23 protein-coding genes, 1 tRNA gene, 2 pseudogenes and 1 riboswitch are annotated in these 23140 nt (G+C 71.1%); of the genes and pseudogenes, 14 read left to right on the plus strand and 12 right to left on the minus strand.

The features are described 5' to 3' along the window. The first annotated feature begins 24 nt into the window (after positions 1–24). The 6 genes and pseudogenes from CR470_RS03370 (at position 25) to CR470_RS03395 (ending at position 7297) form a co-directional block, all read left to right on the plus strand. Entirely contained in the window at positions 25–2250 is a 2226-nt protein-coding gene (locus CR470_RS03370) for a carbon starvation CstA family protein (protein ID WP_097866080.1), read from the plus strand. Beyond that, entirely contained in the window at positions 2247–2450 is a 204-nt protein-coding gene (locus tag CR470_RS03375) for a YbdD/YjiX family protein (RefSeq protein WP_097866081.1), read from the plus strand. Before CR470_RS03370 ends, CR470_RS03375 begins: the two co-directional genes overlap by 4 nt. Positions 2451–2583: 133 nt before the next feature. After that, complete coding sequence (locus CR470_RS03380; protein ID WP_097866082.1) at positions 2584–3288, plus strand: hypothetical protein; 705 nt, start codon at positions 2584–2586, stop codon at positions 3286–3288. Between the two features lie 20 nt (positions 3289–3308). Then, positions 3309–3542, plus strand: a pseudogene (locus tag CR470_RS03385) (GNAT family N-acetyltransferase); the annotation flags it as partial. A 64-nt stretch (positions 3543–3606) separates the two neighbouring features. Then, a riboswitch (cobalamin riboswitch) is annotated at positions 3607–3730 on the plus strand. 136 nt (positions 3731–3866) lie between these two features. Beyond that, positions 3867–6281, plus strand: a complete 2415-nt coding sequence (locus CR470_RS03390; protein WP_097866083.1) for a ribonucleoside-diphosphate reductase subunit alpha — start codon at positions 3867–3869, stop codon at positions 6279–6281. Then, a complete protein-coding gene (locus CR470_RS03395) occupies positions 6281–7297 on the plus strand; it encodes a ribonucleotide-diphosphate reductase subunit beta (protein WP_007458170.1) in 1017 nt (338 codons plus the stop codon). Before CR470_RS03390 ends, CR470_RS03395 begins: the two co-directional genes overlap by 1 nt. Before the next feature lie 23 nt (positions 7298–7320). Here the strand turns inward: CR470_RS03395 and CR470_RS03400 are convergent, their stop codons facing one another. Beyond that, a complete protein-coding gene (locus CR470_RS03400) occupies positions 7321–7536 on the minus strand; it encodes a hypothetical protein (protein ID WP_097866105.1) in 216 nt (71 codons plus the stop codon). Positions 7537–7617: 81 nt separating this feature from the next. On the opposite strand from CR470_RS03400, the gene CR470_RS03405 reads away from it, so the two are divergent. Continuing rightward, the gene (locus tag CR470_RS03405) at positions 7618–8598 is read left to right on the plus strand and encodes a GlxA family transcriptional regulator (protein WP_097866084.1); all 981 of its coding nucleotides are present in this window, start codon (positions 7618–7620) and stop codon (positions 8596–8598) included. Between the two features lie 42 nt (positions 8599–8640). Here the strand turns inward: CR470_RS03405 and CR470_RS03410 are convergent, their stop codons facing one another. From CR470_RS03410 to CR470_RS03440, 7 genes are all read right to left on the minus strand, one after another. Continuing rightward, positions 8641–9378, minus strand: a complete 738-nt coding sequence (locus CR470_RS03410) for a D-Ala-D-Ala carboxypeptidase family metallohydrolase (protein ID WP_097866085.1) — start codon at positions 9376–9378, stop codon at positions 8641–8643. Positions 9379–9567: 189 nt separating this feature from the next. Next, positions 9568–10206, minus strand: coding sequence for a peptide deformylase (gene def / locus CR470_RS03415; RefSeq protein ID WP_097866086.1), 639 nt, complete (start codon positions 10204–10206; stop codon positions 9568–9570). Positions 10207–10326: 120 nt separating this feature from the next. Continuing rightward, on the minus strand, positions 10327–11322 hold the full coding sequence (locus CR470_RS03420; RefSeq protein ID WP_097866087.1) for a tetratricopeptide repeat protein: 996 nt from the start codon (positions 11320–11322) through the stop codon (positions 10327–10329). Positions 11323–11620: 298 nt separating this feature from the next. After that, complete coding sequence (gene rsrA, locus CR470_RS03425) at positions 11621–11941, minus strand: mycothiol system anti-sigma-R factor (RefSeq protein WP_097866088.1); 321 nt, start codon at positions 11939–11941, stop codon at positions 11621–11623. After that, a complete protein-coding gene (locus CR470_RS03430) occupies positions 11938–12594 on the minus strand; it encodes a sigma-70 family RNA polymerase sigma factor (protein ID WP_007458152.1) in 657 nt (218 codons plus the stop codon). The genes rsrA and CR470_RS03430 overlap by 4 nt, the downstream gene beginning before the upstream one ends. Positions 12595–12931: 337 nt before the next feature. Further along, positions 12932–13573 (minus strand): alpha/beta hydrolase family protein, encoded by a 642-nt coding sequence (locus tag CR470_RS03435; RefSeq protein ID WP_097866090.1) that lies wholly within the window; start codon positions 13571–13573, stop codon positions 12932–12934. 45 nt (positions 13574–13618) lie between these two features. Beyond that, the gene (locus CR470_RS03440) at positions 13619–14434 is read right to left on the minus strand and encodes an SOS response-associated peptidase (RefSeq protein ID WP_097866091.1); all 816 of its coding nucleotides are present in this window, start codon (positions 14432–14434) and stop codon (positions 13619–13621) included. Positions 14435–14487: 53 nt separating this feature from the next. Here CR470_RS03440 and CR470_RS03445 point away from each other — a divergent pair, with 53 nt between their 5' ends. The 4 genes from CR470_RS03445 (at position 14488) to CR470_RS03460 (ending at position 18121) form a co-directional block, all read left to right on the plus strand. Beyond that, on the plus strand, positions 14488–15201 hold the full coding sequence (locus CR470_RS03445; protein WP_097866092.1) for a M50 family metallopeptidase: 714 nt from the start codon (positions 14488–14490) through the stop codon (positions 15199–15201). A gap of 104 nt (positions 15202–15305) precedes the next feature. Further along, positions 15306–16658 carry a 3-phosphoshikimate 1-carboxyvinyltransferase gene (aroA, locus tag CR470_RS03450; RefSeq protein ID WP_097866093.1) on the plus strand — a complete coding sequence of 451 codons (1353 nt, stop codon included), beginning with the start codon at positions 15306–15308 and terminating at the stop codon, positions 16656–16658. 3 nt (positions 16659–16661) lie between these two features. Next, the gene (gene rsgA / locus CR470_RS03455; RefSeq protein WP_097866094.1) at positions 16662–17678 is read left to right on the plus strand and encodes a ribosome small subunit-dependent GTPase A; all 1017 of its coding nucleotides are present in this window, start codon (positions 16662–16664) and stop codon (positions 17676–17678) included. 119 nt (positions 17679–17797) lie between these two features. Continuing rightward, positions 17798–18121, plus strand: coding sequence for a DMT family transporter (locus tag CR470_RS03460; RefSeq protein ID WP_097866095.1), 324 nt, complete (start codon positions 17798–17800; stop codon positions 18119–18121). Here CR470_RS03460 and CR470_RS03465 read toward each other — a convergent pair. Next, positions 18078–18695 (minus strand): TetR/AcrR family transcriptional regulator, encoded by a 618-nt coding sequence (locus CR470_RS03465; RefSeq protein ID WP_097866096.1) that lies wholly within the window; start codon positions 18693–18695, stop codon positions 18078–18080. The two genes, CR470_RS03460 and CR470_RS03465, sit on opposite strands and share 44 nt — an antisense overlap. Positions 18696–18820: 125 nt before the next feature. On the opposite strand from CR470_RS03465, the gene hisN reads away from it, so the two are divergent. Then, positions 18821–19621, plus strand: coding sequence for a histidinol-phosphatase (hisN, locus tag CR470_RS03470; protein ID WP_097866097.1), 801 nt, complete (start codon positions 18821–18823; stop codon positions 19619–19621). Positions 19622–19823: 202 nt separating this feature from the next. Next, a complete protein-coding gene (locus CR470_RS03475) occupies positions 19824–20222 on the plus strand; it encodes a CBS domain-containing protein (RefSeq protein WP_097866098.1) in 399 nt (132 codons plus the stop codon). 91 nt (positions 20223–20313) lie between these two features. Here CR470_RS03475 and CR470_RS03480 read toward each other — a convergent pair whose 3' ends face one another. Beyond that, on the minus strand, positions 20314–21783 hold the full coding sequence (locus tag CR470_RS03480) for a catalase (protein WP_097866099.1): 1470 nt from the start codon (positions 21781–21783) through the stop codon (positions 20314–20316). A 170-nt stretch (positions 21784–21953) separates the two neighbouring features. Between CR470_RS03480 and CR470_RS03485 the strand changes: the two genes are divergently transcribed. Further along, positions 21954–22373, plus strand: a complete 420-nt coding sequence (locus CR470_RS03485; RefSeq protein WP_097866100.1) for a Fur family transcriptional regulator — start codon at positions 21954–21956, stop codon at positions 22371–22373. A gap of 102 nt (positions 22374–22475) precedes the next feature. On the opposite strand, the gene CR470_RS03490 is transcribed toward CR470_RS03485, so the two are convergent. Next, positions 22476–22549, minus strand: a tRNA-Met gene (locus CR470_RS03490). Positions 22550–22625: 76 nt separating this feature from the next. Beyond that, positions 22626–23140 (minus strand): annotated as a pseudogene (locus CR470_RS03495) (SEL1-like repeat protein); the annotation flags it as partial.

Raw genomic sequence — 23140 nt, forward strand, 5'->3', positions numbered from 1 at the left:
TCAGCGAGGGGACGGAGTCACCACATGGCGGAAACACCCACACCAGCACCATCGGCACCGCAGGCGGCGGGGAAACGGAGCCTCTCCCCCCGGTCCATCGTGGTCTGGAGCCTGGTCGCCCTGGTCGGCGCCATCGGCTGGGCCACCCTCGCGCTCTCGCGGGGTGAGGAGGTGTCCGCCGCCTGGATGCTGGCAGCGGCCCTCGGCTCGTACGCCATCGCGTACCGCTTCTACTCCCGGTTCATCGCGAGCCGGGTCCTGAAGGCCGACAAGAACCGTGCGACCCCCGCCGAACGGCTGGACAACGGTGTCGACTTCCACCCCACCGACCGCCGGGTCCTGTTCGGCCACCACTTCGCCGCCATCGCCGGGGCGGGGCCCCTGGTCGGCCCGGTGCTCGCCGCGCAGATGGGTTATCTGCCCGGCACCATCTGGCTCGTCGTCGGCGTCATCTTCGCCGGCGCCGTCCAGGACATGGTGACGCTCTTCTTCTCCACCCGTCGCAACGGCCGTTCGCTCGGCCAGATGGCGCGCGACGAGATCGGACCGGTCGGCGGGATCGCCGCCCTGGTCGCGGTCTTCATCATCATGATCATCCTGCTCGCGGTCCTCGCGCTGGTCATCGTGAACGCGCTCGCGCACTCGCCGTGGGGCGTCTTCTCCATCGGCATGACGATCCCGATCGCCCTCTTCATGGGCGTCTATCTGCGCACTCTGCGGCCCGGCAAGGTCAGCGAGGTCTCCTTCATCGGCGTCGCGCTGCTGCTCCTCGCGATCGTCTCGGGCGGCTGGGTCGCCGAGTCGTCATGGGCGGACTTCTTCACGCTGGAGCCGGGCACGCTGGTCATCTGGATGATCGTGTACGGGTTCTTCGCCTCCGTACTCCCCGTGTGGCTGCTGCTGGCTCCGCGCGACTACCTCTCCACCTTCATGAAGGTCGGCACGATCGGACTGCTGGCCCTGGGCGTGGTCGTCGCCATGCCGACCCTGAAGATGCCCGCGGTCACCGACTTCGCCTCCAGTGGCTCGGGCCCGGTCTTCGCCGGCTCGATGTTCCCGTTCGTCTTCATCACCATCGCCTGCGGCGCGCTCTCCGGCTTCCACTCCCTGGTCTCCTCCGGCACCACGCCGAAGATGGTCCAGAAGGAGACGCAGATCCGGATGATCGGCTACGGCGCCATGCTGGTCGAGTCGTTCGTCGCGATCATGGCGATGATCGCCGCCTCCATCATCGACCCCGGCCTCTACTTCGCCATCAACGCACCCGCCGGCGTGATCGGCGACAGCGTCCAGTCGGCCTCCCAGGCCGTGGCCAACTTCGGCTTCACCATCACCCCGGACGCCCTGGCCCAGGCCGCCAAGGACGTCGAGGAGGCGAGCCTGCTCTCCCGGACCGGGGGCGCGCCCACATTCGCGCTCGGCATGGCGGAGATCTTCTCCGCGGTGGTCGGCGGGACCGCGATGAAGGCGTTCTGGTACCACTTCGCCATCATGTTCGAGGCGCTCTTCATCCTCACCACCGTGGACGCCGGAACCCGCGTCGGACGCTTCATGCTCCAGGACATGCTGGGCAACGTCTACAAGCCGTTCCGTGAGGTGAGCTGGAAGCCGGGCGTCTGGTTCGCCAGCGCTGTCGTGGTCGGCGGCTGGGGCTACTTCCTCTGGGTCGGCGTGCACGACCCGCTGGGCGGCATCAACCAGCTGTTCCCGCTCTTCGGCATCGCCAACCAGTTGCTGGCGGCCGTCGCGCTGGCCGTCTGCACCACCCTGCTCGTCAAGTCCGGCCGCCTGAAGTGGGCATGGGTCACCGCGGTCCCGCTCGCCTGGGACGTGGCGGTCACCCTCACCGCGAGCTGGCAGAAGATCTTCTCCGACGACGTCAAGATCGGCTTCTTCGCCCAGCGCGACAAGTACCAGGCGGGCATCGACGCGGGCGAGCTGCTGGCCCCCGCGAAGAGCATGGACGACATGCGGACCGTCGTCACCAACTCCACCGTCGACGGGGTGCTGAGCGCGCTCTTCGCGCTCCTCATCATCGTGGTGCTCGTGGACGCCGGGCGGGTCTGTTACCGGGCCATCCGCGACCCGGAGAGCGTCAAGCTCCACGAGACGCCGTACGTCGAGTCCAAGCTCGTCGCCCCGGCCTCGCTCTTCGCGACCAAGGAGGAGAAGGCCGAACTGGCCGCCGCCGGCGTCGGCCCCGAGGGCGGCATCCGCAAGGAGGCGGCGGAGACGGGGAGCCGGACATGACGGTCGCGGACGTACGACGGGTGGCCGCACGGATCCGCTGGTACGTCCGTGAGCTGACCGGCGAGTCCACGTACGACCGCTATGTGGCGCACGCGAGGGCCCACGATCCGGACGCCCCGGTGATGAACCGTCGCGCCTTCGAACGCAGCCGCACGGACGCCCGCGAGGCGGACCCCCGCGAGGGCTTCCGCTGCTGCTGAGCACCACCGGCGGACCGGGCCGTCGCACCCCTTCCAAGAGTGCGGCGGCCTCTCTTTCCGCGCCCTCGCACGGGCCCGGGATCCGCTCGATCTCCCGGTGCGCGGAGACCTCACCGTACGAAAGGATGCGCCCATGACATCGCATCCCCGGCCTCCCCGGCTCCGGCCCGTGCTCACGGCCCTGGCACTGACACTCACCCTGGCGGCGGCGACGGGCTGCGGCACCGAGGTGGCGCCCGACGCAGAGGCGGCGGGGAGCGCCTCGGCGGCCCCGGCGCCCGACCGGGCGGAGCTGGAGGCGCGGGCACGGGCCGTACAGACGGTCGCTGAGCATGTGTGGGTGACCGAAGTCCCGGGGTACACCCTGGCCCGCCAGTCGGTGCGGGTGATCGGCGACGACGGGTTCGGCAGCGTCTACACCACGCCCGACGGCGGGCAGCTCCAGCTGCGGGTGGAGCGCCGGGCGCACGCCGGGGCCGACTGTACGAAGGACCCCGCGCCCGCCGGCGCCGAGGGACCCCTGGTGACGTGCGAGCGGGACGGCGAACAGTGGTACCGGGCCACGGAGTCGGGCCACACCTACGCCCGGGAGAAGGGCGGGCTCGTGGTCACCGTGAGCGGGGCGCGCGAAAAGGTGGACCGGGCGACCCTGCGGTCGGCGGCGCGGGCCGCCCACCGCGCCGACGACCACGAGCTGGACCAGGTGCTGCCGCCGGCCGGGGAGGCTCCCGGGCAGCGGCCGGCCGAGGAGGCTCCCGGGGAGCAGCCGGTCGAGCGCGGCGACCTGCCGCCGGTGGGCGACGGCGCCCCCAACAACGATGTGGGAGCGAGCGGCTGATGGATCTGACGATCAGGGCGGGCGTGGGCGAGGCCCTCGTGCGGGCGCGCGTCGAGCGCGCCCGGTCCACCGGCGGCGTACGGGCGTCGGCGCTGCCGACACAGCCGGCCATGCCCGGAGCCCATAGGATCTACCGTCGGCTCGGCTTCGCGCGGACTCTCGAACGGTTTGCGCGGCCCCTCGGACGGGGCGGGGAACCGGTGCCCGGACTACGGCTCATGGCCTTCCGGCTGGAGCTGGGGACGCCCGCCTGAGAGACGCTGTGCATCGCCGCGACACAACATGTGGGGGCCGCATCATCTGGCGGCCCCCACATGTATGCTCGACCTCGCTGTCGCCGCAGGGAAATCCGGTGCGAGTCCGGAACTGTCCCGCAACGGTGTGATCGGTGTGCTTTTGCGCACCCGCAAGTCCGAAGACCTGTCGACAGCGCGTCCGGCTCGACCGAACCGGACGCCATACGTCCGGGTCTCGCGGATAGGCCGGTGGACGCCGTCAGCTGTGCTGCCCTGCCCCGGGTCTCGCGCTGCCCGGCTCCCCCGCCTGCCGCCGGCCCCTGCCGAGCGAGGGAAAGCCCCGTGACCATCGCGCCCGCCGATCCGGTTTCAGCCACCGAATCCGCTGCCTCCACCACGTCCGGCCAAGGAACGAACGACGGACCCGGGACCGCTCTGCTGCGGACCCTGACCGACCTCACCGTCGATCTTCCCGACACCGACCCCGGCCGGGTCGCCGCCGCCGCGCTGCGCGGGCGCAACGCCCGTTCCGACGAGGCCGAGCTGCGCTCGCTGGCCACCGAGGCCGCCGCCGGGCTGATCTCCGAGGACCCGGCGTACTCCCGGCTGGCCGCCCGGCTGCTGACCCGCACGATCGCGGACGAGGCGGCGGGCCAGGGCGCGACGTCCTTCTCCGCCTCGGTCGCCGTGGGCCACCGCGAGGGCCTGATCGCCGACCGGACCGCCGCGTTCGTGGAGCTCCACGCGGCCGCGCTCGACCGGCTCGTCGAACAGGCCGTGACGGACGGCGCCGACGACCGCTTCGGCTACTTCGGTCTGCGTACGCTGCACAGCCGCTACCTGCTGCGGCACCCGATCACCCGGCAGGTCATCGAGACCCCGCAGCACTTCATGCTGCGCGTGGCCGCCGGTCTCGCCGAGGACGACTCGGTGCGGGCGCTGGACGAGGTCGCCGCACTGTACGGGCTGATGAGCCGGCTGGACTACCTCCCCTCCTCCCCCACCCTCTTCAACTCCGGCACCCGGCACCCGCAGATGTCCTCCTGCTATCTGCTGGACTCGCCGAAGGACGAGCTGGACTCGATCTACGACCGCTACCACCAGGTGGCGCGGCTCTCCAAGCACGCGGGCGGCATCGGTCTGTCGTACTCCCGCATCCGCGCGCGGGGTTCGCTGATCCGGGGCACCAACGGGCACTCCAACGGCATCGTGCCGTTCCTCAAGACGCTGGACGCCTCCGTCGCGGCGGTGAACCAGGGCGGCCGGCGCAAGGGCGCGGCGGCGGTCTACCTGGAGACCTGGCACGCGGACATCGAGGAGTTCCTGGAGCTCCGCGACAACACCGGTGAGGACCAGCGGCGTACGCACAACCTCAACCTGGCGCACTGGATCCCGGACGAGTTCATGCGCCGGGTCGACGCGGACACCGAGTGGTCGCTGTTCTCCCCGGCCGATGTGCCCGAACTGGTCGACCTGTGGGGCGACGCGTTCGACGCCGCGTACCGGGCGGCCGAGGCCGGGGGCCTGGCCCGCAGGACGATTCCGGCGCGTGAGCTGTACGGCCGGATGATGCGGACGCTCGCGCAGACCGGCCAGGGCTGGATGACGTTCAAGGACGCCTCCAACCGGACCGCGAACCAGACCGCCGAGCCGGGCCGGGTCGTGCACTCCTCGAACCTGTGCACCGAGATCCTCGAAGTCACGGACGACGGCGAGACGGCCGTCTGCAACCTGGGCTCGGTCAACCTGGGCGCGTTCGTGGCGGACGGCTCGATCGACTGGGAGCGGCTGGACGCCACCGTGCGGACCGCCGTGACCTTCCTGGACCGGGTCGTCGACATCAACTTCTACCCGACCGAGCAGGCCGGGCGCTCCAACTCCCGCTGGCGGCCGGTGGGCCTGGGCGCGATGGGGCTCCAGGACGTCTTCTTCCAGCTGCGCCTGCCCTTCGACTCCCCCGAGGCCCGCGCGCTCTCCACGAAGATCTCCGAGCGGATCATGCTCGCCGCGTACGAGGCGTCCTGCGACCTCGCCGAGCGCTCCGGCCCGCTGCCCGCCTGGTCCGAGACGCGGGCCGCGCGCGGGGTGCTGCACCCCGACCACTACGACACCGAGCTGAACTGGCCGGAGCGCTGGGACGCCCTGCGCGCCCGGGTCGCGAAGACCGGGATGCGCAACTCGCTGCTGCTGGCCATCGCGCCGACCGCCACGATCGCCTCGATCGCCGGGGTGTACGAGTGCATCGAGCCGCAGGTCTCCAACCTGTTCAAGCGCGAGACGCTCAGCGGTGAGTTCCTCCAGGTCAACGCCTACCTGGTGGACGAGCTGAAGCAGCTCGGCGTGTGGGACGCCCGCACCCGCGAGGCGCTGCGCGAGGCGAGCGGCTCGGTGCAGGGCTTCGCCTGGATCCCGGACGACGTGCGGGCGCTGTACCGCACCGCGTGGGAGATCCCGCAGCGCGGTCTGATCGACATGGCGGCGGCCCGTACGCCGTTCCTCGACCAGAGCCAGTCGCTCAACCTGTTCCTGGAGACGCCGACGATCGGCAAGCTCTCCTCGATGTACGCGTACGCCTGGAAGCAGGGGCTGAAGACGACGTACTACCTGCGTTCGCGCCCGGCGACCCGGATCGCCCGAGCCGCGTCCGGCCAGGCGGCGGCGGCCGCCCCCATTCCCGTACAGCAGGCGTCGGCTCCCGACGCGGACGCCCTCGCCTGCTCCCTCGAAAACCCCGAGTCCTGCGAGGCCTGCCAGTAATGAGCACGAACGACAACAAGAACCTGCTCGACCCGGGCTTCGAGCTGACCCTGCGTCCCATGCGCTACCCGGACTTCTACGAGCGCTACCGGGACGCGATCAAGAACACCTGGACCGTGGAGGAGGTCGACCTCCACTCGGACGTCTCCGACCTCGCCAAGCTGTCGCCGGGTGAGCAGCACATGATCGGCCGGCTGGTGGCGTTCTTCGCGACCGGTGACTCGATCGTCTCCAACAACCTCGTGCTGACGCTGTACAAGCACATCAACTCCCCCGAGGCGCGGCTGTACCTGTCGCGGCAGCTCTTCGAGGAGGCCGTGCACGTCCAGTTCTATCTGACGCTGCTGGACACCTATCTGCCCGACCCGGACGACCGGGCGGCGGCGTTCGACGCGGTCGAGGAGATCCCCTCGATCCGTGAGAAGGCGCAGTTCTGCTTCAAGTGGATGGATTCGGTCGAGAAGATCGACCGGCTGGAGACGAAGGCGGACCGCCGCCGCTTCCTGCTGAACCTGATCTGCTTCGCGGCGTGCATCGAGGGGCTGTTCTTCTACGGCGCCTTCGCGTACGTGTACTGGTTCCGTTCGCGGGGTCTGCTGCACGGTCTCGCCACGGGCACCAACTGGGTGTTCCGTGACGAGACGATGCACATGAACTTCGCGTTCGAGGTCGTGGACACCGTCCGCAAGGAGGAGCCGGAGCTCTTCGACGACGCGCTGGAGCAGCAGGTCACCGACATGCTGAGGGAAGCGGTCGAGGCGGAGCTGCAGTTCGGCCGCGACCTGTGCGGCGAGGGCCTGCCGGGCATGAACACCGAGTCGATGCGCCAGTACCTGGAGTGCGTCGCCGACCAGCGGCTCGCCCGCCTCGGCTTCCCGACGGTGTACGGCTCGGAGAACCCGTTCTCCTTCATGGAGCTCCAGGGCGTCCAGGAGCTGACGAACTTCTTCGAGCGCCGCCCGTCCGCCTATCAGGTGGCCGTGGAGGGCTCGGTCGGGTTCGACGACGATTTCTAGACCCTCCGGAGCCGAGGGATCTCTCAGACCCTCGCCCAGCTCCTGAGGTAGGGGCGCCGCGCGGCCGTCACCGGTCGCGCGGCGCTCCGCGTTTCCGGGGGCCCGGCCGCCCGCCGCCCGCGTTCCGCCTCCCGCAGCTGACGGTCGATGCGGCGATCGCGGGCGACGCCGAGGGCCACGGGCGCGAGGACGAAGGCGAAAAGTGCCGCTACGACCAGGTAGTTCAGGAATGTGTTCATGCCTCTACTCTGGACCGCCGGAACGAAAAACATCAGTGGCAGGACTGCCATGCGGCATCAAATAACTGCCACACTCGCTCCATGCTGACCAATGTCGCCGCCCTCCTCCTCGACGAGGTCCACCCCTTCGAACTCGGCGTCCTGTGCGAGGTGTTCGGCCTGGACCGCAGCGACGAGGGCCTGCCGGTGCACGATTTCGCGGTCGTCTCCGCCGAGGGCTCCGTCCTGAACACGCACGCGGGCTTCACCATCACCACCCCGCACGGCCTGGAGCGGCTGGAGGAGGCCGACCTCATCGCCGTGCCGGCGGGGAGCGACTTCACGCGGCGGGAGTATCCCGAGGAGGTCCTCGACGCACTGCGCCGGGCCGTGGAGCGCGGCTCGCGGGTGCTGAGCGTCTGCTCGGGGGCGTACGTCCTCGGCGCGGCCGGACTGCTGGACGGCCGCCGCTGCACCACCCACTGGCGGCACGCGGCGGAGCTGTCACGGCGCTTCCCGAAGGCGATCGTCGAGCCGGACGTGCTGTACGTGGACGAGGGCCCGGTGATCAGTTCGGCGGGCACCGCCGCCGGGATCGACGCGTGTCTGCATCTGATCCGGCAGGAGTACGGGCAGGAGGCGGCCAACACCCTCGCCCGGCGCATGGTGGTGCCGCCGCACCGGGACGGCGGGCAGGCGCAGTACATCAGCCGCCCGCTGCCCCGGAACGCCTGCGACACGGTCGGCTCGACCCTGGCCTGGATGGAGGCGCACCTCGACCAGGAGATGACCGTGGAGCAGCTGGCGGCGCTGGCGCACATGTCGCCGCGCACCTTCGCCCGGCGGTTCCAGCAGGAGACCGGGACCACGCCCTACCGCTGGCTGTTGCGGCAGCGGGTGCTGGTGGCCCAGCATCTGCTGGAGACGTCCGACCTGACGATCGACACGATCGCGGGGCAGACGGGCTTCGGTACGGCGGCGACCCTGCGACACCAGTTCGTGCGGTCACTGGGCACCACGCCGAACGCCTACCGCCGCACCTTCCGGGGCCCGGCGGCCACGGCCGTGCCCGACGTCGCCTGAGCGCCGCCGGGCACGGAGGGGTCCTCCGGTGGTACGGGAAGGTCAGATACCGCAGCTGGGCGCCGACCAGAAGCGGTTGGGGCCCGCGTTGACGTGCACGTGGTCGTTGTGGCCGCTGTAGCCCGGGCCGAGGATTCCCCGGAAGCCGTGGTAGCGGGCCTGCTTGGCCAGCGTGCACAGCGAGTGCGGGGAGGCGCCGAGGTCGACCGCGTCGCCGTACATGTGACGGCTGTTGGAGGCGCCGCCCACGGCCGCGTTGCAGGAGACGGAGCGGAAGCCGCTGGTGACGCGGATGGACTGGTCGCCCAGCGCGTGGCGCAGCGCCTCCAGCTTCCACATGCTGCTCAGCGCGTTGGCCTTGGCCGTGCCCGCCGAGACCTTCCCGCCGGCCCAGGTGCTGTTGCACTTGTTCAGCTCGGGGTACGTGAAGTGGATCGGCGTGCAGTCGTTGTCCTGGAGCGCGTAGAGCTTGGACTGGGTGGCCGGCCCGGCGATCCCGTCGGCGGCCAGGCCGTAGGCCGCCTGGAACCGCTTGACGGCGGCGGTGGTGGCGGGGCCGTAGGAGCCGTCGATGGCGAGCACCGTGTTGTAGCCCGGGTAGCCGGCCACCCGGATCTGGAGCTGGGTGACATCGTTGCCGGTGGCGCCGGCCTTCAGGGTGCGGGTCCAGGTGTAGCAGCCGTCGGCCTGTGCGGTGCCGGCGGTCAGCACCGCACCGCCCAGAGCAAACGTAATGGTCATGACAAGTCCGAGCAGAACGCGTGCGGTGCGTCTCAGCACAGGGGCCTCCCTCTGAACGTCCGGTCGATGTGCACGCGAGCCTGGCCCAGTCAGCTACGCGCGTCAACTCCCCCTGGGGAAACTGCAGCTATCTGCCAGGGATACACCGAGAACCGGCAGGGACCCGTCACCGGCGAACCGGTGACGGGTCCCTGCGGGGGACTCCCCGCGGGCGCGGGCGGGGCGCCCTCAGTCGTTCGGGACGACCTCATAGCGCGGAGTGCCCTCGTCCATCTGCCGCAGCGCGTCCTTGCGCTCCCGCTTGGAGAGCCGGTCGATGTACAGGTAGCCGTACAGGTGGTCCGTCTCGTGCTGGAGGCACCGCGCGAAGTAGCCGCTGCCCCGCACCTTGACCGGGTTGCCCTGCGCGTCCTGCCCGCGCACCACCGCGTAGTCGGGGCGGGCGAGCGCCGCGTACGCGGTCGGGACCGAGAGACAGCCCTCGTTGGAGTCGTCCAGCACCCGCGCCTCGGGCGCCAGCTCCTCCAGAACCGGGTTGCAGATGACGCCGGTGTGGCGCACCCCGTCGTCGTCGGGGCAGTCGTAGACGAAGACCTTCAGGTCCACGCCGATCTGGTTGGCGGCCAGGCCGACGCCCTCGGCCGTCTTCTGACTGGCGAACATGTCGTCGATCAGCCGCGCCAGCTCGTCGTCGAAGGCGGTGACGTCCTTGCACTCCTTGTGCAGCACCGGGTTGCCCACGACCGTGATCGGACGGGAGGTGCCGCGCTCGCGGTAGGCCGCCTCGCGCTCCTCGCAGTCCTCCGTGTCGACGAGGAACCCCTCGTCGTCCACGCCGATCCGCCCGTCCGTCTCCTGCTGCGACATGTCCGCCGTACGCCTTCCTGCGAAACCTGAACTCGGTGACCCCGCCGCATCCCGTCAAAGCACGGGAACCGCGAGTGGAACAGCACCGCGATCGGTGCGCGTACAGCCTACGGGCACAGGTCAGCAGACTTCTTCGAGATCCCGCCACTCCCGGCTGTCCGGGCTGTCGGCGACCCAGCCGTCCAGCAGCCCGCGCACCAGCCCGGCCGGGGCCGCGAGACCGCATTCGCGCTCCGGGACCCACAGGTCTCCGGCGCCCGCGGTGCGGTGGCCCAGCGGCCCGGGGTGGCCCGGCTCACTGTGATCGTGCGGGTCCAGGTGCTCCCCGTCGCCCTCGTCACTCTCCATCCGGCTCTCCGAGCACGCCCGGCACAGCAGCCGAACGGAGGAGGACCAGTCCTCGGCGGCGAACCCGGCGTCCGACGCCAGCTTCTCCAGCGCGTCCCGGTCGTCCTCGGTCGCCGCCTCCAGCAGCACCACCCAGGTCGGCACCGGCGAGGGGGCCCACAGCTCGATCTCGTCGAACACCGGATACGAGGGACCGGCCGCGGTGACCCGCTCGCCGTTGGGCACCCCGTCGTGCAGGACGACCTCGCCCCAGCGCCGCCCCGAGGACGGCAGCGGGATCGAGAGCACCTCGATCCGGGCCGGGTCGAGCCGGCGGCCCCAGACCACCTCGGCCTCACCCTCCGGCGACAGCCGCACGGCGGCGCTGCCCAGCTCCATACCGGTCGGCTCGGTGGTGGCCGCGCTGTGCTGACCGCCACCGGGGACCTTCAGTCCGTACGCCTGCCAGGCCCGCCGCGCCAGCGGCCAGTCCTGGAGGGCGGTGGCCGCGATCCCGACGTTCCACCAGTCCGGGGCGCCCGACTCCCGGTCGAGCAGCGCGACGGCCCGCAGGCCCGCCGCCCTCGCCTGCTCCCAGTCGTGCCGGAACTTGTGCAGCAGCGCCAGATTGAACCAGGACTCCGAGAGCCAGGGCTCCAGATCCACCGCGCGCGTCAGCAGCGCCCCCGCGTCCTCGTACCGGCCGTCGCCGATCAGCGTGAACGCGCGGTCCGTGGCCTGCCGCCAAGAGGCGGACGGCCGATGCCGTACCTTCCCGAAGATCCTCACGATTCCCGCCTGTCCCGACTGGACACCCTCGTCATCCGCTCTGCTTTCGCATCCAACCATGCCCGGCCGGACGCCCGCTCATTACCCATCGGTTACCCAGCCGCGGCCGGTGTCAGACCGCCCGCGCCAGGACTCGTCCCAGCGCCTCCGCCACCGGCGGCCGGTGCCCACGCCGAGTGCCGGGCCCGAGCGGCTCCAGCGCGGCCCCGGACATGCGTGGGCCGCCGTGCCCCGGGCGATCGGGTCACAGCGGCCGTCCCACCGGACCTCAGGGATCCGACGGAGCATCTACGGGTGGCTACTCGGCGGCGGTCGCCGACCGGTCGGTGTCCTGCGCGGTCAGATCCCGCTCGGGCACGGCCTCGCCGGCCCGGATCAGGTCGATCCGGCCCATCACCTTGGAGCGCAGGTCGGTCGGCACGTCGTCCTGCCCGCAGCAGCGCTTGACCAGCTTCTTCACGGCCTGTTCGAGGCCGTACTTCTCCAGGCACGGGGAGCACTCCTCGAAGTGCACCTCGAACTTGGTGCAGTCGCCCTCGGGCATCTCCCGGTCGAGAAACTCGTAGAGATGGTCGAGGACCTCCGAGCAATCCGTCTCGTGCGGCTCTCCGCAGCTCATGAGGCCGAGCCCTTCCGATCGTCCGAGTCACCGGCGCCGGCCGCGACGAGCCCGCGCTCACGGGCGTAGTCCTCCAGCATGCCGCGCAGCTGGCGGCGGCCGCGGTGCAGCCGGGACATCACCGTACCGATGGGAGTCCCCATGATGTCCGCGATCTCCTTGTAGGCAAAGCCCTCGACATCGGCGAGATACACGGCGATGCGGAACTCCTCGGGAATCGCCTGGAGCGCCGACTTCACGTCGGAGTCCGGGAGATGGTCGAGGGCCTGGGACTCCGCCGAGCGCAGACCGGTCGACATGTGCGACTCGGCCCGTGCCAGCTGCCAGTCCTCGATCTCCTCGGCGGCACTGCGCTGGGGCTCCCGCTGCTTCTTGCGGTACGAGTTGATGAAGGTGTTGGTCAGAATGCGGTACATCCACGCCTTGAGGTTCGTCCCCTCACGGAACTGGTGGAAGGAGCCGTACGCCTTGGCGTAGGTCTCCTGAACCAGGTCCTCGGCATCGGCCGGGTTGCGCGTCATGCGCAGCGCGGCCGAGTACATCTGGTCGAGAAAACCGAGGGCGTCCCGCTCGAAGCGCGCGTTGCGCTCGGCGGACGTCTCCGGTGCACGGCCGTCGTCGGTCCCTGTGTCGGTCCCAGTGACCGGACCCACCTCCTCCAACGATGTGGCGGAGCCGAAACCGGACCCGCTCGCATCGGAGAATAGTCGACCTTGCTTCGGGGCGGGCTGTCGATCAGCACCGCCCTGCGGCCGCTCGTGGCTGGTCCTCGCCGCAGGCAGCACGGTCCACTCCAGGTCAGCGGCGTTCGAGCGGCTGGGGCAGATGGTCGAACCCATGCGACGGACTCCCTCTCCACGTTGTTCGGGGTACCACGTATCCGTACTCGCTTATCTGTACCGACGTCCCGAACAACAGCGCCCTCGGGCGGGGCATTCCCGGGGCCTGTGCCACGTGCCTGAGGCCCGGGTCACCCCGGGAGGGATCCGGTCAGCCGAGTGACGCGATCCACTCGGCCACCGCGCCGGTGAGGACGTCCATCGTCCGCTCCTCGGTCGCCCCCGACCTCTTCGGCACCGCGAACCCGTGGTCGCCGTGGGGCACTTCGGCCAGCTCGTACGGGCCGGGCGGGAACTCGTCGGGCCGGCCGAAAGGGTCGTTGCCGCCCTGCACCACCAGCGTGGGCACGCCCGCCCCCAGCAGTTCGTCGGCGCGGGACTTCTCGGGCTTGCCCGGTGGGTGCAGCGGGAAGCTGAGCGCGAGGACGGCGGCCGCGCCCAGCTCCGTCGCCGTACGGCAGGCGACCCGCGCCCCGGCGCTGCGGCCCCCGGAGACGACGGGAAGCCCGGGAGCGGCCAGGGCGGGCCACAGACCGCGCCAGCCGGTGTCCAGGGTCTTCGGGGCGGGCGCCACCTTCTTGCCGGCCACCCGCCAGGGCTGCTCCACCAGGGCGACGGTGACACCGTGCCCGGGCAGCGTCGCGGCCAGGGCCTTCAGATCGCGGGCCTCGATGCCGCCGCCCGCCCCGTGGCTCACGGCCAGGACGAGGCGGGGCGCGGGCGAGGAGACCCAGGTGATCCGGGCCTCACCGGCGTCGGTGGCGACGTTCTGCGTACGTGGTTGACGGCTCACCGCGCCATCCTCTCCCGCGCGCCGTCCGGATCCCGGCCACGCCGCTCAGAACAGTGTCGACTCCTCCGGCGCGGCCAGCTCCTCCAGCAGTTCGGGCCCGTTGTTGCGGACATTACTGACGGTGGTGGCGACCGGATAGGCGCGCATCAGCCCACCGGGCGGCGGATCGAGCAGCGCGCGCAGCTCCTCGACGCCCGTGTGCGTGGGGTCCAGCCAGGTGTCCCAGCGGTCGGGGGTGAGCATCAGCGGCATCCGGGGGTGGATGTCGGCGAGCGCGCCCGGCCCCTCGGCGGGGGCGACGGCCAGCGGTGTGGTCTCCGCCTCGGTGGTGATCACCGAGCAGGTCACCCACCAGGCGTTCTCGTGGTCGCCGGGCAGGGTCGCGTCGCGCCAGAACTCGTACAGTCCGGCCATCGCGAAGACCGACCCGTCGGCCGGGGTCACGAAGTACGGCTGCTTGCGGGCCCGCTTCTTGCCCTTCTTCTCCTCCAGCTGCCGTTCCTCCGAGCCGGTGACCCACTCGTAGTAGCCGTCGGCGGGGAGGATGCAGCGGCGCTGGGCGAAGGCGCGGCGGAAGGAGGGCTTCTCGTGCACGGTCTCCGCGCGGGCGTTGATCATCCGGGCGGCGCCCTCGGGCGTCTTCGACCAGGACGGTACGAGTCCCCATTTCAGGGCACGCAGCTGGCGAACCGGACGCTGGTCGTCGGCGTCCTTAACAGGACGCTCCAGAACCGCGTAGACCTCCTTGGTCGGCGCCACGTTCCAGTCCGGCTCCAGGGCCTCGGTGGGTTCCCACTTCTCGACGCCGAAGAGTCCGGTCAGGTCCTCGGGCTTCCGACTCGCTGCAAACCGTCCGCACATAAGTGCCAGACTGCCACGACCGCCCGCCCCGACCGCAAGGAGCCGCCCGGCCGATGAACAGCACCGAATTGGGCGATCTGTGGGATCGCGTCACCGGAACCCAGTCCGCTCCCGAGCAGTGGCTGGTGGTGGTGACGGCCACCCTGGCGCTCGTCGCCGTCGTGCCCAACCCGATATGGCGGCTCGCGCGCAACACCATCACCATCGCGCACGAGGGCGGCCACGGCCTGGTTGCCCTGCTCACCGGACGGCAGCTCTCCGGTATCCGGCTGCACTCGGACACCAGCGGACTGACCGTGAGCCGTGGGAAGCCGACGGGCATCGGCATGATCCTCACGGCGGCGGCGGGCTACACGGCCCCCTCGCTGCTGGGCCTGGGCGGCGCCTGGCTGCTGACAAACGGCAGGATCACCCTGCTGTTGTGGGTGGCGACGGCACTGCTCGCGGTGATGCTGGTGATGATCCGCAATGTGTACGGGGCCCTCACCGTCATCCTGACCGGCACCGCCTTCCTGCTGGTGTCCTGGCTGGCCTCGTCGGACGTCCAGTCGGCGTTCGCGTACGCGGTGGTGTGGTTCCTGCTGCTGGGCGGGGTGCGGCCGCCGTTCGAGCTCCAGTCCAAGCGGCGCCATGGAGGCGCCCCGGACTCCGACGCGGACCAGCTGGCCCGGCTGACCCACGCCCCGGCGGTGCTGTGGCTGTTCCTCTTCCACGCGGTGTCGCTGTGCTCGCTGATCGGCGGCGGGCGGTGGCTGCTGGGGTGGTGAGGGCGGGTTGGCCCGCCGCGGTCCCTACCACTCCTGCATTACGGTCTGGTTTCCGCCCATTTGGTCAGGATCCAGGTCGGCGCGGAGCCACTAAAGTAAGGGCCATGACCGAGAGTTCCGTGCACCCCGCCCTCTGGCCCGCCCCCCACGCGAGCGGAGCCGTCGACGCGACCGTCACCGTGCCCGGATCCAAATCGGTCACCAACCGCGCGCTCGTGCTGGCCTCGCTGGCCGCCGAGCCGGGCTGGCTGCGCCGCCCGCTGCGCTCCCGCGACACCCTGCTCATGGCCGACGCACTGCGCACCATGGGCGTCGGGATCGAGGAGACCGTCTCCTCCTCGTCCGCCACCAGCCCGTCCGCCGCGGCCTCCCCGGACAGTTCGGGCGAGGCGTGGCGGGTCATCCCCGCGGGGCTCCACGGCCCGGCCGCGGTCGACGTCGGCAACGCCGGTACGGTCATGCGCTTCCTGCCGCCCGTCGCCACGCTCGCCGACGGCCCGGTCCGCTTCGACGGCGACCCCCGCTCCTACGAACGCCCGCTGACCGGCGTGATCGAGGGGCTGCGGGCGCTGGGCGCGCGGATCGACGACGACGGGCGCGGGGCGCTGCCGCTGACCGTGCACGGCGGCGGGGCGCTGGAGGGCGGCCCGGTGGCGATCGACGCCTCGTCCTCCTCGCAGTTCGTCTCGGCGCTGCTGCTGTCGGGACCGCGCTTCAACCAGGGCGTGGAGGTCCGGCACACCGGGTCCACCCTCCCCTCGATGCCGCACATCCGGATGACCGTCGACATGCTGCGCGCCGTCGGGGCACAGGTCGACGAGCCGGAGACGGGCGGCGAGCGAAACGTGTGGCGGGTCTCCCCCTCCGCGCTGCTCGGCCGGGACCTCACGATCGAGCCGGACCTGTCCAACGCCCAGCCGTTCCTGGCCGCCGCCCTGGTGACCGGCGGCCGGGTCACGATCCCCGACTGGCCCGAGCGCACCACCCAGCCGGGTGACGCGCTGCGCGAGATCTTCACCGCGATGGGCGGCAGCTGCGAGCTGACCGAGCGCGGGCTGACCTTCACCGGCACGGGCCGTATCCACGGCATCGACGTGGACCTCGGCGAGGTCGGTGAGCTGACCCCGGGCATCGCGGCGGTCGCGGCGCTGGCCGACTCCCCCTCCACACTGAGCGGCGTCGCCCATCTCCGGCTGCACGAGACGGACCGGCTGGCCGCGCTGACCAAGGAGATCAACGAACTGGGCGGCGATGTCACCGAGACGGCCGACGGGCTGCACATCCGCCCGCGTCCGCTGCACGGCGGCGTCTTCCACACGTACGACGACCACCGCATGGCCACCGCCGGGGCGATCATCGGCCTGGCGGTGAAGGGCGTGGAGATCGAGAACGTGGGCACGACCGCCAAGACCCTGCCGGACTTCCCGGACATGTGGACCGGAATGCTCGGGGCCTAGGACATGCGCCGCTACGGGAAGAACCCCGACGAGGACGACATCCGCGTCCGCCCCAACCGCAAGGGCAACCGGCCCCGTACGCATATCCGGCCCAAGCACGAGGACGCCGAGGACGGCATGGTCCTCACCGTCGACCGGGGTCGGCTCACCTGTCTCGTCGAGGGCCGGACCGTGGTGGCGATGAAGGCCCGCGAGCTGGGCCGCAAGGCCGCCGTGGTGGGCGACACCGTCTCCATCGTCGGTGACCTCTCCGGCGAGAAGGACACCCTGGCCCGGATCGTGCGCATCGCCCCGCGCCGTACGGTGCTGCGCCGCACGGCGGACGACGACGATCCGTACGAGCGTGTGGTCGTCGCCAATGCGGACCAGCTGGCGATCGTCACCGCGCTGGCCGACCCCGAACCCCGCCCGCGCATGATCGACCGCTGTCTGGTGGCGGCGTACGACGGCGGGCTCACCCCGCTCCTGGTACTGACCAAGTCCGACCTCGCGTCCCCGGACAAGCTGCTGGAGGCGTACACCCCGCTCGGCGTCCCGTACATCGTGACCAGCCGTGATGAGCTGGAGAGCGGGGACGCGGCGGACCGGGTGCGCGCGTTCCTGAACGACCGCGTCACCGCGTTCGTCGGGCACTCCGGGGTCGGCAAGACGACGCTGGTCAACGCCCTGGTGCCGAAGGACCGGCGGCGGACCACGGGCATCGTCAACGCGGTCACCGGCCGAGGGCGGCACACCACCACCTCGGCCCTCGCGCTGCCGCTGCCCGGCGACCGGGGCTGGGTGGTCGACACCCCGGGCGTGCGCTCCTTCGGGCTGCACCACGTCGACCCGTCGCGCGTCATCAACGCCTTCCCGGACCTGCAGCCGGGCACCGAGAACTGCCCGCGAGGCTGCACCCACGACGAGAACCAGCCGGAGTGCGCGCTGGGCGCCTGGGTCGCGGAGGGTCACGCCGATCCGGCCCGGCTGGACTCCCTGCACCGGCTGCTCGCGACCCGGGAACGGCGCGAGGGCGACTGACGGAGCGTCCGGCCGGAATCGGCCGGGACGGCGCGGGCATGTTTGCGGGCTTCAACGACTGGTAAAGGCATAATCGCACCGAGCGGACGAGCCGTCACCTACGTGGGAGGCAACTGACGATGCCCTGGCTGCTGGTCGTGGTCGCAGGACTGCTGGAGACCGGCTTCGCCGTGTGTCTGAAGCTCTCCCACGGATTCACCCGTCTCTGGCCGACGATCGCGTTCGCCGCCTTCGCGCTCGGCAGCTTCGGCCTGCTGACCCTGGCGCTGAAGAAGCTCGACGTCGGCCCCGCGTACGCGGTCTGGACCGGGATCGGGGCGGCCGGGACGGCGATCTACGGCATGGTCTTCCTCGGCGACGTGGTCTCCACGCTGAAGCTGGTGTCGATCTCGCTGGTGATCATCGGGGTGATCGGCCTCCAGCTGTCCGGCTCGGCCCACTGAGGCCCGCCGGAACCGCCGCCCGCGTCCCTTCCCGTACGAGCCCGAGCGCGCGGCTGTCCGCGGCGTCGTCGCCCGGCACCGGCACGGTCACACAGGACAGCGCGAGGCGTAGCGCGATCTCGCAGCGCCCGGCGGTGGCCTCGGGCGACACGGCCACCATCCGGTCCCGTACCAGGGTGAGCAGCTCGGCGGGGGCCGGCGGCGGTCTCCCTCCCGTACGCCCCCGGGCGCCCGGACCGCGGGCGGGGCGGGGCAGTCCGTCCGACCAGTGGCCCGTGAGCAGTGCCCTGACCAGCACGTCCTGGCGGGCGGCCCGCACGGTCCAGAGCGCGACGGCGGCGGGACGGTCGGGCTCGGGGGCGGTCAGGGCGCGGTCCACCCCGGCGAGATAGCCGTCGGCGGCCCGTCGCAGCAGGGCCCCGGCCAGTCCGCCCTTGGTGCCGAACTCGTTGTAGAGGGTCTGCCGCGAGACGCCGGCCCGGGCCGCGACGTCAACCATGCGCACCGTGCGCCAGGGCCCGTCGTCCAGTGCCCTGAGGGCGGCGTCCAGCAGTGCCTGCCGCGCTGTCGGCATCGTCGCCTCCCCCGCCCCGGGACCCTGCGGTTCAGAGTTGACGCGCTCCCGGGGGGTGTCAAGGGTCCCGGCAGGCGGCGGGGGCGCTGTAGCCCGCGCCCGGCGGCGCTGGATACTGTGACGGCATGCCCGACTACCACGATGATCTGCGCCTGGCCCACGTACTGGCGGACGCCGCCGACGCGGCGACGATGGACCGGTTCAAGGCTCTCGACCTGAAGGTGGAGACCAAGCCGGACATGACGCCGGTGAGCGAGGCCGACAAGGCCGCCGAGGAGCTGATCCGGGGCCACCTGCATCGGGCCCGCCCGAGGGACGCGATCCTGGGCGAGGAGTACGGGGTCGAGGGCAGCGGACCGCGACGCTGGGTGATCGACCCGATCGACGGCACCAAGAACTATGTGCGCGGCGTGCCGGTGTGGGCGACGCTGATCTCGCTGATGGAGGCCGGAGAGAACGGCTTCCAGCCGGTGATGGGCGTGGTCTCCGCGCCCGCGCTGAACCGGCGCTGGTGGGCGGCGAAGGGCGCGGGCGCGTTCACCGGCCGCAGCCTCACCTCCGCGACCCGGATGCACGTGTCGAAGGTGGAGCGGATCGCCGACGCCTCGTTCGCGTTCTCCTCACTGTCCGGCTGGGAGGCACAGGGCCGCCTCGACGGCCTCCTGGACCTCACCCGAGCCTGCTGGCGGACGCGGGGGTACGGGGATTTCTGGCCGTACATGATGGTCGCCGAGGGTTCCGTGGACATCTGCGCCGAGCCGGAGCTGTCGCTGTGGGACATGGCGGCGACCGCGATCATCGTGCAGGAGGCGGGCGGCCGGTTCACCTCGCTGGACGGGGTGGACGGTCCGGGCGGCGGAAACGCGGCGGCCTCCAACGGGCCGCTCCACGACGAGCTGCTGGGCTATCTCAACCAGCGCTACTGACCGCCTCCTTTTCCGGGCCTGTCCGAAACCGTACGGTCCGCGAGGCGTGCCGGGGGCGTGTTGTGTGTTTTACGCACGCCCTCCGGCGCGCCTCGTCCACCCCTTGTCGACCCGCCCCAAGGGTGCAACTCTGAGAGTCCCCCCACTTGTGAATTTGTGAATCGACTCACGGAGTCGGCTCGCCGAGGAGGTGGCTCGTTTCATGCTCGTACGTGACGCCATGAGCACGGTGGTCCTCACCATCGGCCCCACCCATACGCTCCGCCAGGCGGCCCGGCTGATGTCGGCCCGCCGCATCGGAGCCGCTGTCGTCCACGATCCGGACACCTGCGGGCTCGGCATCATCACCGAGCGCGACATCCTCGACGCAGTTGGATCGGGGCTGGACCCCGACCGGGAGACCGCGTCCGCCCACACCACCACCGACGTGGTGTTCGCCGCCCCGGCCTGGACTCTGGAGGAGGCCGCGGAGGCCATGACGCACGGCGGGTTCCGGCATCTGATCGTGCTGGACGGCAACGGCCCGGTGGGCATCGTGTCGGTGCGCGACATCATCCGTTGCTGGGCGCCCGTCCGGCGTGCGGTCGCGGCCGCCGGCTGAGGCCCGCCCGGCATACGGGTCGACGCCGGAACGACCGGTGGGCCGGACCCCCTCGCGGGGATCCGGCCCACCGTCGACGACAAGCGTCCGGTCAGCCGCGAAGGGCCTGGACCGCGGCTTCCAGCCGCTTGCCGAAGTCTCCGTCCGCCTGGCGGAAGTTGTTGATCGCGCGCTCGGCGATGTCGTCGCGCGAGACCTTGGCGATGAACCCGGCGAGGTTCTCGATCAGCCGGGTCTTCTCGTCCTCCGAGTAGAGCCGGTAGAGGTTGCCCGCCTGCACGAAGTCGTTGTCCTCGGCGTGGACGGGGGCCTCGGTGTTGCCGGTGGTGCCGGTGACCGGGACCGGCTGCCACAGCGGGCGGTCCGTCTGGAACGGGCCGCCGAAGCTGTTCGGCTCGTAGTTCTTGGCCCCCTTGTGACGGCCGTCGTAGAGGAAGCCGTCCCGGCTGTTGGTCCGCGCCTCGGTGGCGTGCGGGCGGTTCACCGGCAGGTGGTCGGCGTTGATGCCGACGCGGTAGCGATGGGCGTCGCCGTACGCGAAGAGGCGGCCCTGGAGCATCTTGTCCGGGGACGGCCCGATGCCCGGCACGAAGTGCGCGGGGCTGAAGATCGACTGCTCGACCTCGGCGAAGACGTTCCCCGGGTTGCGGTTGAGCTCCAGCTTGCCGATCTCGATCGGCGGGTAGTCCGCGTGCGGCCACACCTTGGTGAGGTCGAACGGGTTGAAGCGGTAGCCGGCCGCCTCCGCCGCGGGCATGATCTGGACCTGCACCGTCCAGGACGGGAAGTCACCGCGCTCGATCGACTCGCGCAGATCGCGCTGGTGGCTGTCGGGGTCCTCACCGGCGAGCTTGTTGGCCTCGTCCTGGGTGAGGTTCTTGATGCCCTGGTCGGTCTTGAAGTGGTACTTGACCCAGAAGACCTCGCCGGCCTCGTTGTTCCACTGGTAGGTGTGCGAGCCGTACCCGTTCATGTGGCGCAGCGTGGCCGGGATGCCGCGGTCACCGAAGAGCCAGGTCACCTGGTGCGTCGACTCGGGCGACAGGCCCCAGAAGTCCCAGACGTTGTCCGCCTCCTGCGAGCCGGTGTACGGGTCGCGCTTCTGGGTGTGGATGAAGTCGGGGAACTTGATGGCGTCCTTGATGAAGAACACCGGGGTGTTGTTGCCGACGAGGTCGTAGTTGCCCTCTTCGGTGTAGAACTTCAGCGCGAAGCCGCGCGGGTCGCGCACGGCGTCGGCGGAGCCGAGGTTGCCCGCGACGGTGGAGAAGCGCAGGAAGGTCTCGGTCTGCTTGCCGACCTCGGAGAGGAACTTCGCCCGGGTCCACTGCGAGACATCGCGGGTCAGCGTGAAGGTGCCGTACGCACCGGCGCCGCGGGCGTGCACGATCCGCTCCGGAATGCGCTCGCGGTTGAAGTGGGCGAGCTTCTCCAGCAGCGCCTGGTCCTGGACGAGAACCGGGCCGCCGACGCCGGCGGTCTCGCTGTTCTGGTTGTCGGCAACCGGCGCGCCGGCCTCCGTAGTGAGCGGTCCCTGCGTCACGTGCGCCTCCTGCGTCATGTCCTGCACTTCCGTGATCGGCCGGCCTCGGTCGCCGGTCCGATGTTCCGCACAGCCTGTCCCTTGGCGTATGCCGAGCTCGATCCTACAATGGACAATGTCTAAGTCAAGCAAACATCCAAAGTCACACCCGATCGGGACTCGGTCCCTCCACTGTTAGGCTGGGCTGCATGAGCGACCTGCTGGAACGACTTCGTGGACGCGGCTGGCGCATGACGGCGCAGCGGCGTGTCGTGGCCGAGGTCCTCGACGGGGACCACGTACACCTGACGGCGGACGAGGTCCACGCGAGGGCCGTTTCCCGGCTGCCCGAGATCTCGCGCGCCACCGTCTACAACACCCTCGGCGAGATGGTGTCCCTCGGCGAGGTGCTGGAGGTCTCCACCGACCGCCGGGCCAAGCGCTACGACCCGAACGCGCACCAGCCGCACCACCACCTGGTGTGCGCCCGGTGCGGCGCCATCAGGGACGTGCACCCCGCGGGCAACCCGCTGGCGGACCTGCCGACGGACGAGCGCTACGGCTTCATGGTCTCCGGCGTCGAGGTGACGTACCGCGGCATCTGCCCGAACTGCGCCGCCACCGCCTGACCCGACCGCGTCGGGCCCGTCTCCGGGCGGGCCCGTGGCCGCCGCGTCTCCGGACATGACGAAGGCCCGGATCCTAGAGGATCCGGGCCTTCGTCTCTTCAGTAGCGGGGACAGGATTTGAACCTGCGACCTCTGGGTTATGAGCCCAGCGAGCTACCGAGCTGCTCCACCCCGCGTCGGTGAATGCAACATTACGTCAGCAGGTCGGGCGGCGCAAATTCATTCACGCCGGCCCGTGGGCTCGCCAAGGGTCTACGCGGTCAGCTCCTGGTGCAGCGCCTCGCGGAGCCGCGCAGCACGCTCGGCCACCTCGGCCGGACCCAGCTCCACCGCTCGCGCGCACCAGCGCTGCCCCTCGGTGAGCTCGCCCCGGCGGGCGGCGAGGAGAGCCAGGCGCAGCGCGGCACGGCCGTGTCCGGCGGCGGCGGCACGGCTCCACCACAGGGCGGCCTCGCGCTCACTGCCCTCCCGGGCCAGCAGCAGCCCGAGGTTGAAGGCCCCGTTGCGGCTGCCCGCCTCGGCGGCCTCCCGGTACCAGTGGGCGGCGCTCTCCACGTCCCCGCGGGCGGCGGCGAGCATGCCGACCCGGACCTGGGCACGGCGGTGACCCTGCTGGGCGGCCCGCTCGTACCACTCCTCGCACTCGGTCTTCTCCGGCATCGGCTCGCCCAGCGCGGGCGGTCCCGGCGGCGGCTGGCGGGCGTCCAGCACCCCGGCCAGCCGGAACGCCGCCTCGGCACTGCCGCCGCTGTCTCTTATACACATCT

The sequence above is a fragment of the Streptomyces sp. rh34 genome, from assembly GCF_002551245.1.
Taxonomy (GTDB): Bacteria; Actinomycetota; Actinomycetes; order Streptomycetales; family Streptomycetaceae; genus Streptomyces.

Bases quoted from the DNA above. Each gene is read 5' to 3' on its own strand.
- CR470_RS03370 (WP_097866080.1), top strand. From the start codon at position 25: ATGGCGGAAACACCCACACCAGCACCATCGGCACCGCAGGCGGCGGGG.
- CR470_RS03375 (WP_097866081.1), top strand. From the start codon at position 2,247: ATGACGGTCGCGGACGTACGACGGGTGGCCGCACGGATCCGCTGGTAC.
- CR470_RS03380 (WP_097866082.1), top strand. From the start codon at position 2,584: ATGACATCGCATCCCCGGCCTCCCCGGCTCCGGCCCGTGCTCACGGCC.
- CR470_RS03395 (WP_007458170.1), top strand. From the start codon at position 6,281: ATGAGCACGAACGACAACAAGAACCTGCTCGACCCGGGCTTCGAGCTG.
- CR470_RS03400 (WP_097866105.1), bottom strand. From the start codon at position 7,536: ATGAACACATTCCTGAACTACCTGGTCGTAGCGGCACTTTTCGCCTTC.
- CR470_RS03405 (WP_097866084.1), top strand. From the start codon at position 7,618: ATGCTGACCAATGTCGCCGCCCTCCTCCTCGACGAGGTCCACCCCTTC.
- def (WP_097866086.1), bottom strand. From the start codon at position 10,206: ATGTCGCAGCAGGAGACGGACGGGCGGATCGGCGTGGACGACGAGGGG.
- rsrA (WP_097866088.1), bottom strand. From the start codon at position 11,941: ATGAGCTGCGGAGAGCCGCACGAGACGGATTGCTCGGAGGTCCTCGAC.
- CR470_RS03440 (WP_097866091.1), bottom strand. From the start codon at position 14,434: ATGTGCGGACGGTTTGCAGCGAGTCGGAAGCCCGAGGACCTGACCGGA.
- CR470_RS03445 (WP_097866092.1), top strand. From the start codon at position 14,488: ATGAACAGCACCGAATTGGGCGATCTGTGGGATCGCGTCACCGGAACC.
- aroA (WP_097866093.1), top strand. From the start codon at position 15,306: ATGACCGAGAGTTCCGTGCACCCCGCCCTCTGGCCCGCCCCCCACGCG.
- rsgA (WP_097866094.1), top strand. From the start codon at position 16,662: ATGCGCCGCTACGGGAAGAACCCCGACGAGGACGACATCCGCGTCCGC.
- CR470_RS03460 (WP_097866095.1), top strand. From the start codon at position 17,798: ATGCCCTGGCTGCTGGTCGTGGTCGCAGGACTGCTGGAGACCGGCTTC.
- CR470_RS03465 (WP_097866096.1), bottom strand. From the start codon at position 18,695: ATGCCGACAGCGCGGCAGGCACTGCTGGACGCCGCCCTCAGGGCACTG.
- hisN (WP_097866097.1), top strand. From the start codon at position 18,821: ATGCCCGACTACCACGATGATCTGCGCCTGGCCCACGTACTGGCGGAC.
- CR470_RS03475 (WP_097866098.1), top strand. From the start codon at position 19,824: ATGCTCGTACGTGACGCCATGAGCACGGTGGTCCTCACCATCGGCCCC.
- CR470_RS03480 (WP_097866099.1), bottom strand. From the start codon at position 21,783: ATGACGCAGGAGGCGCACGTGACGCAGGGACCGCTCACTACGGAGGCC.
- CR470_RS03485 (WP_097866100.1), top strand. From the start codon at position 21,954: ATGAGCGACCTGCTGGAACGACTTCGTGGACGCGGCTGGCGCATGACG.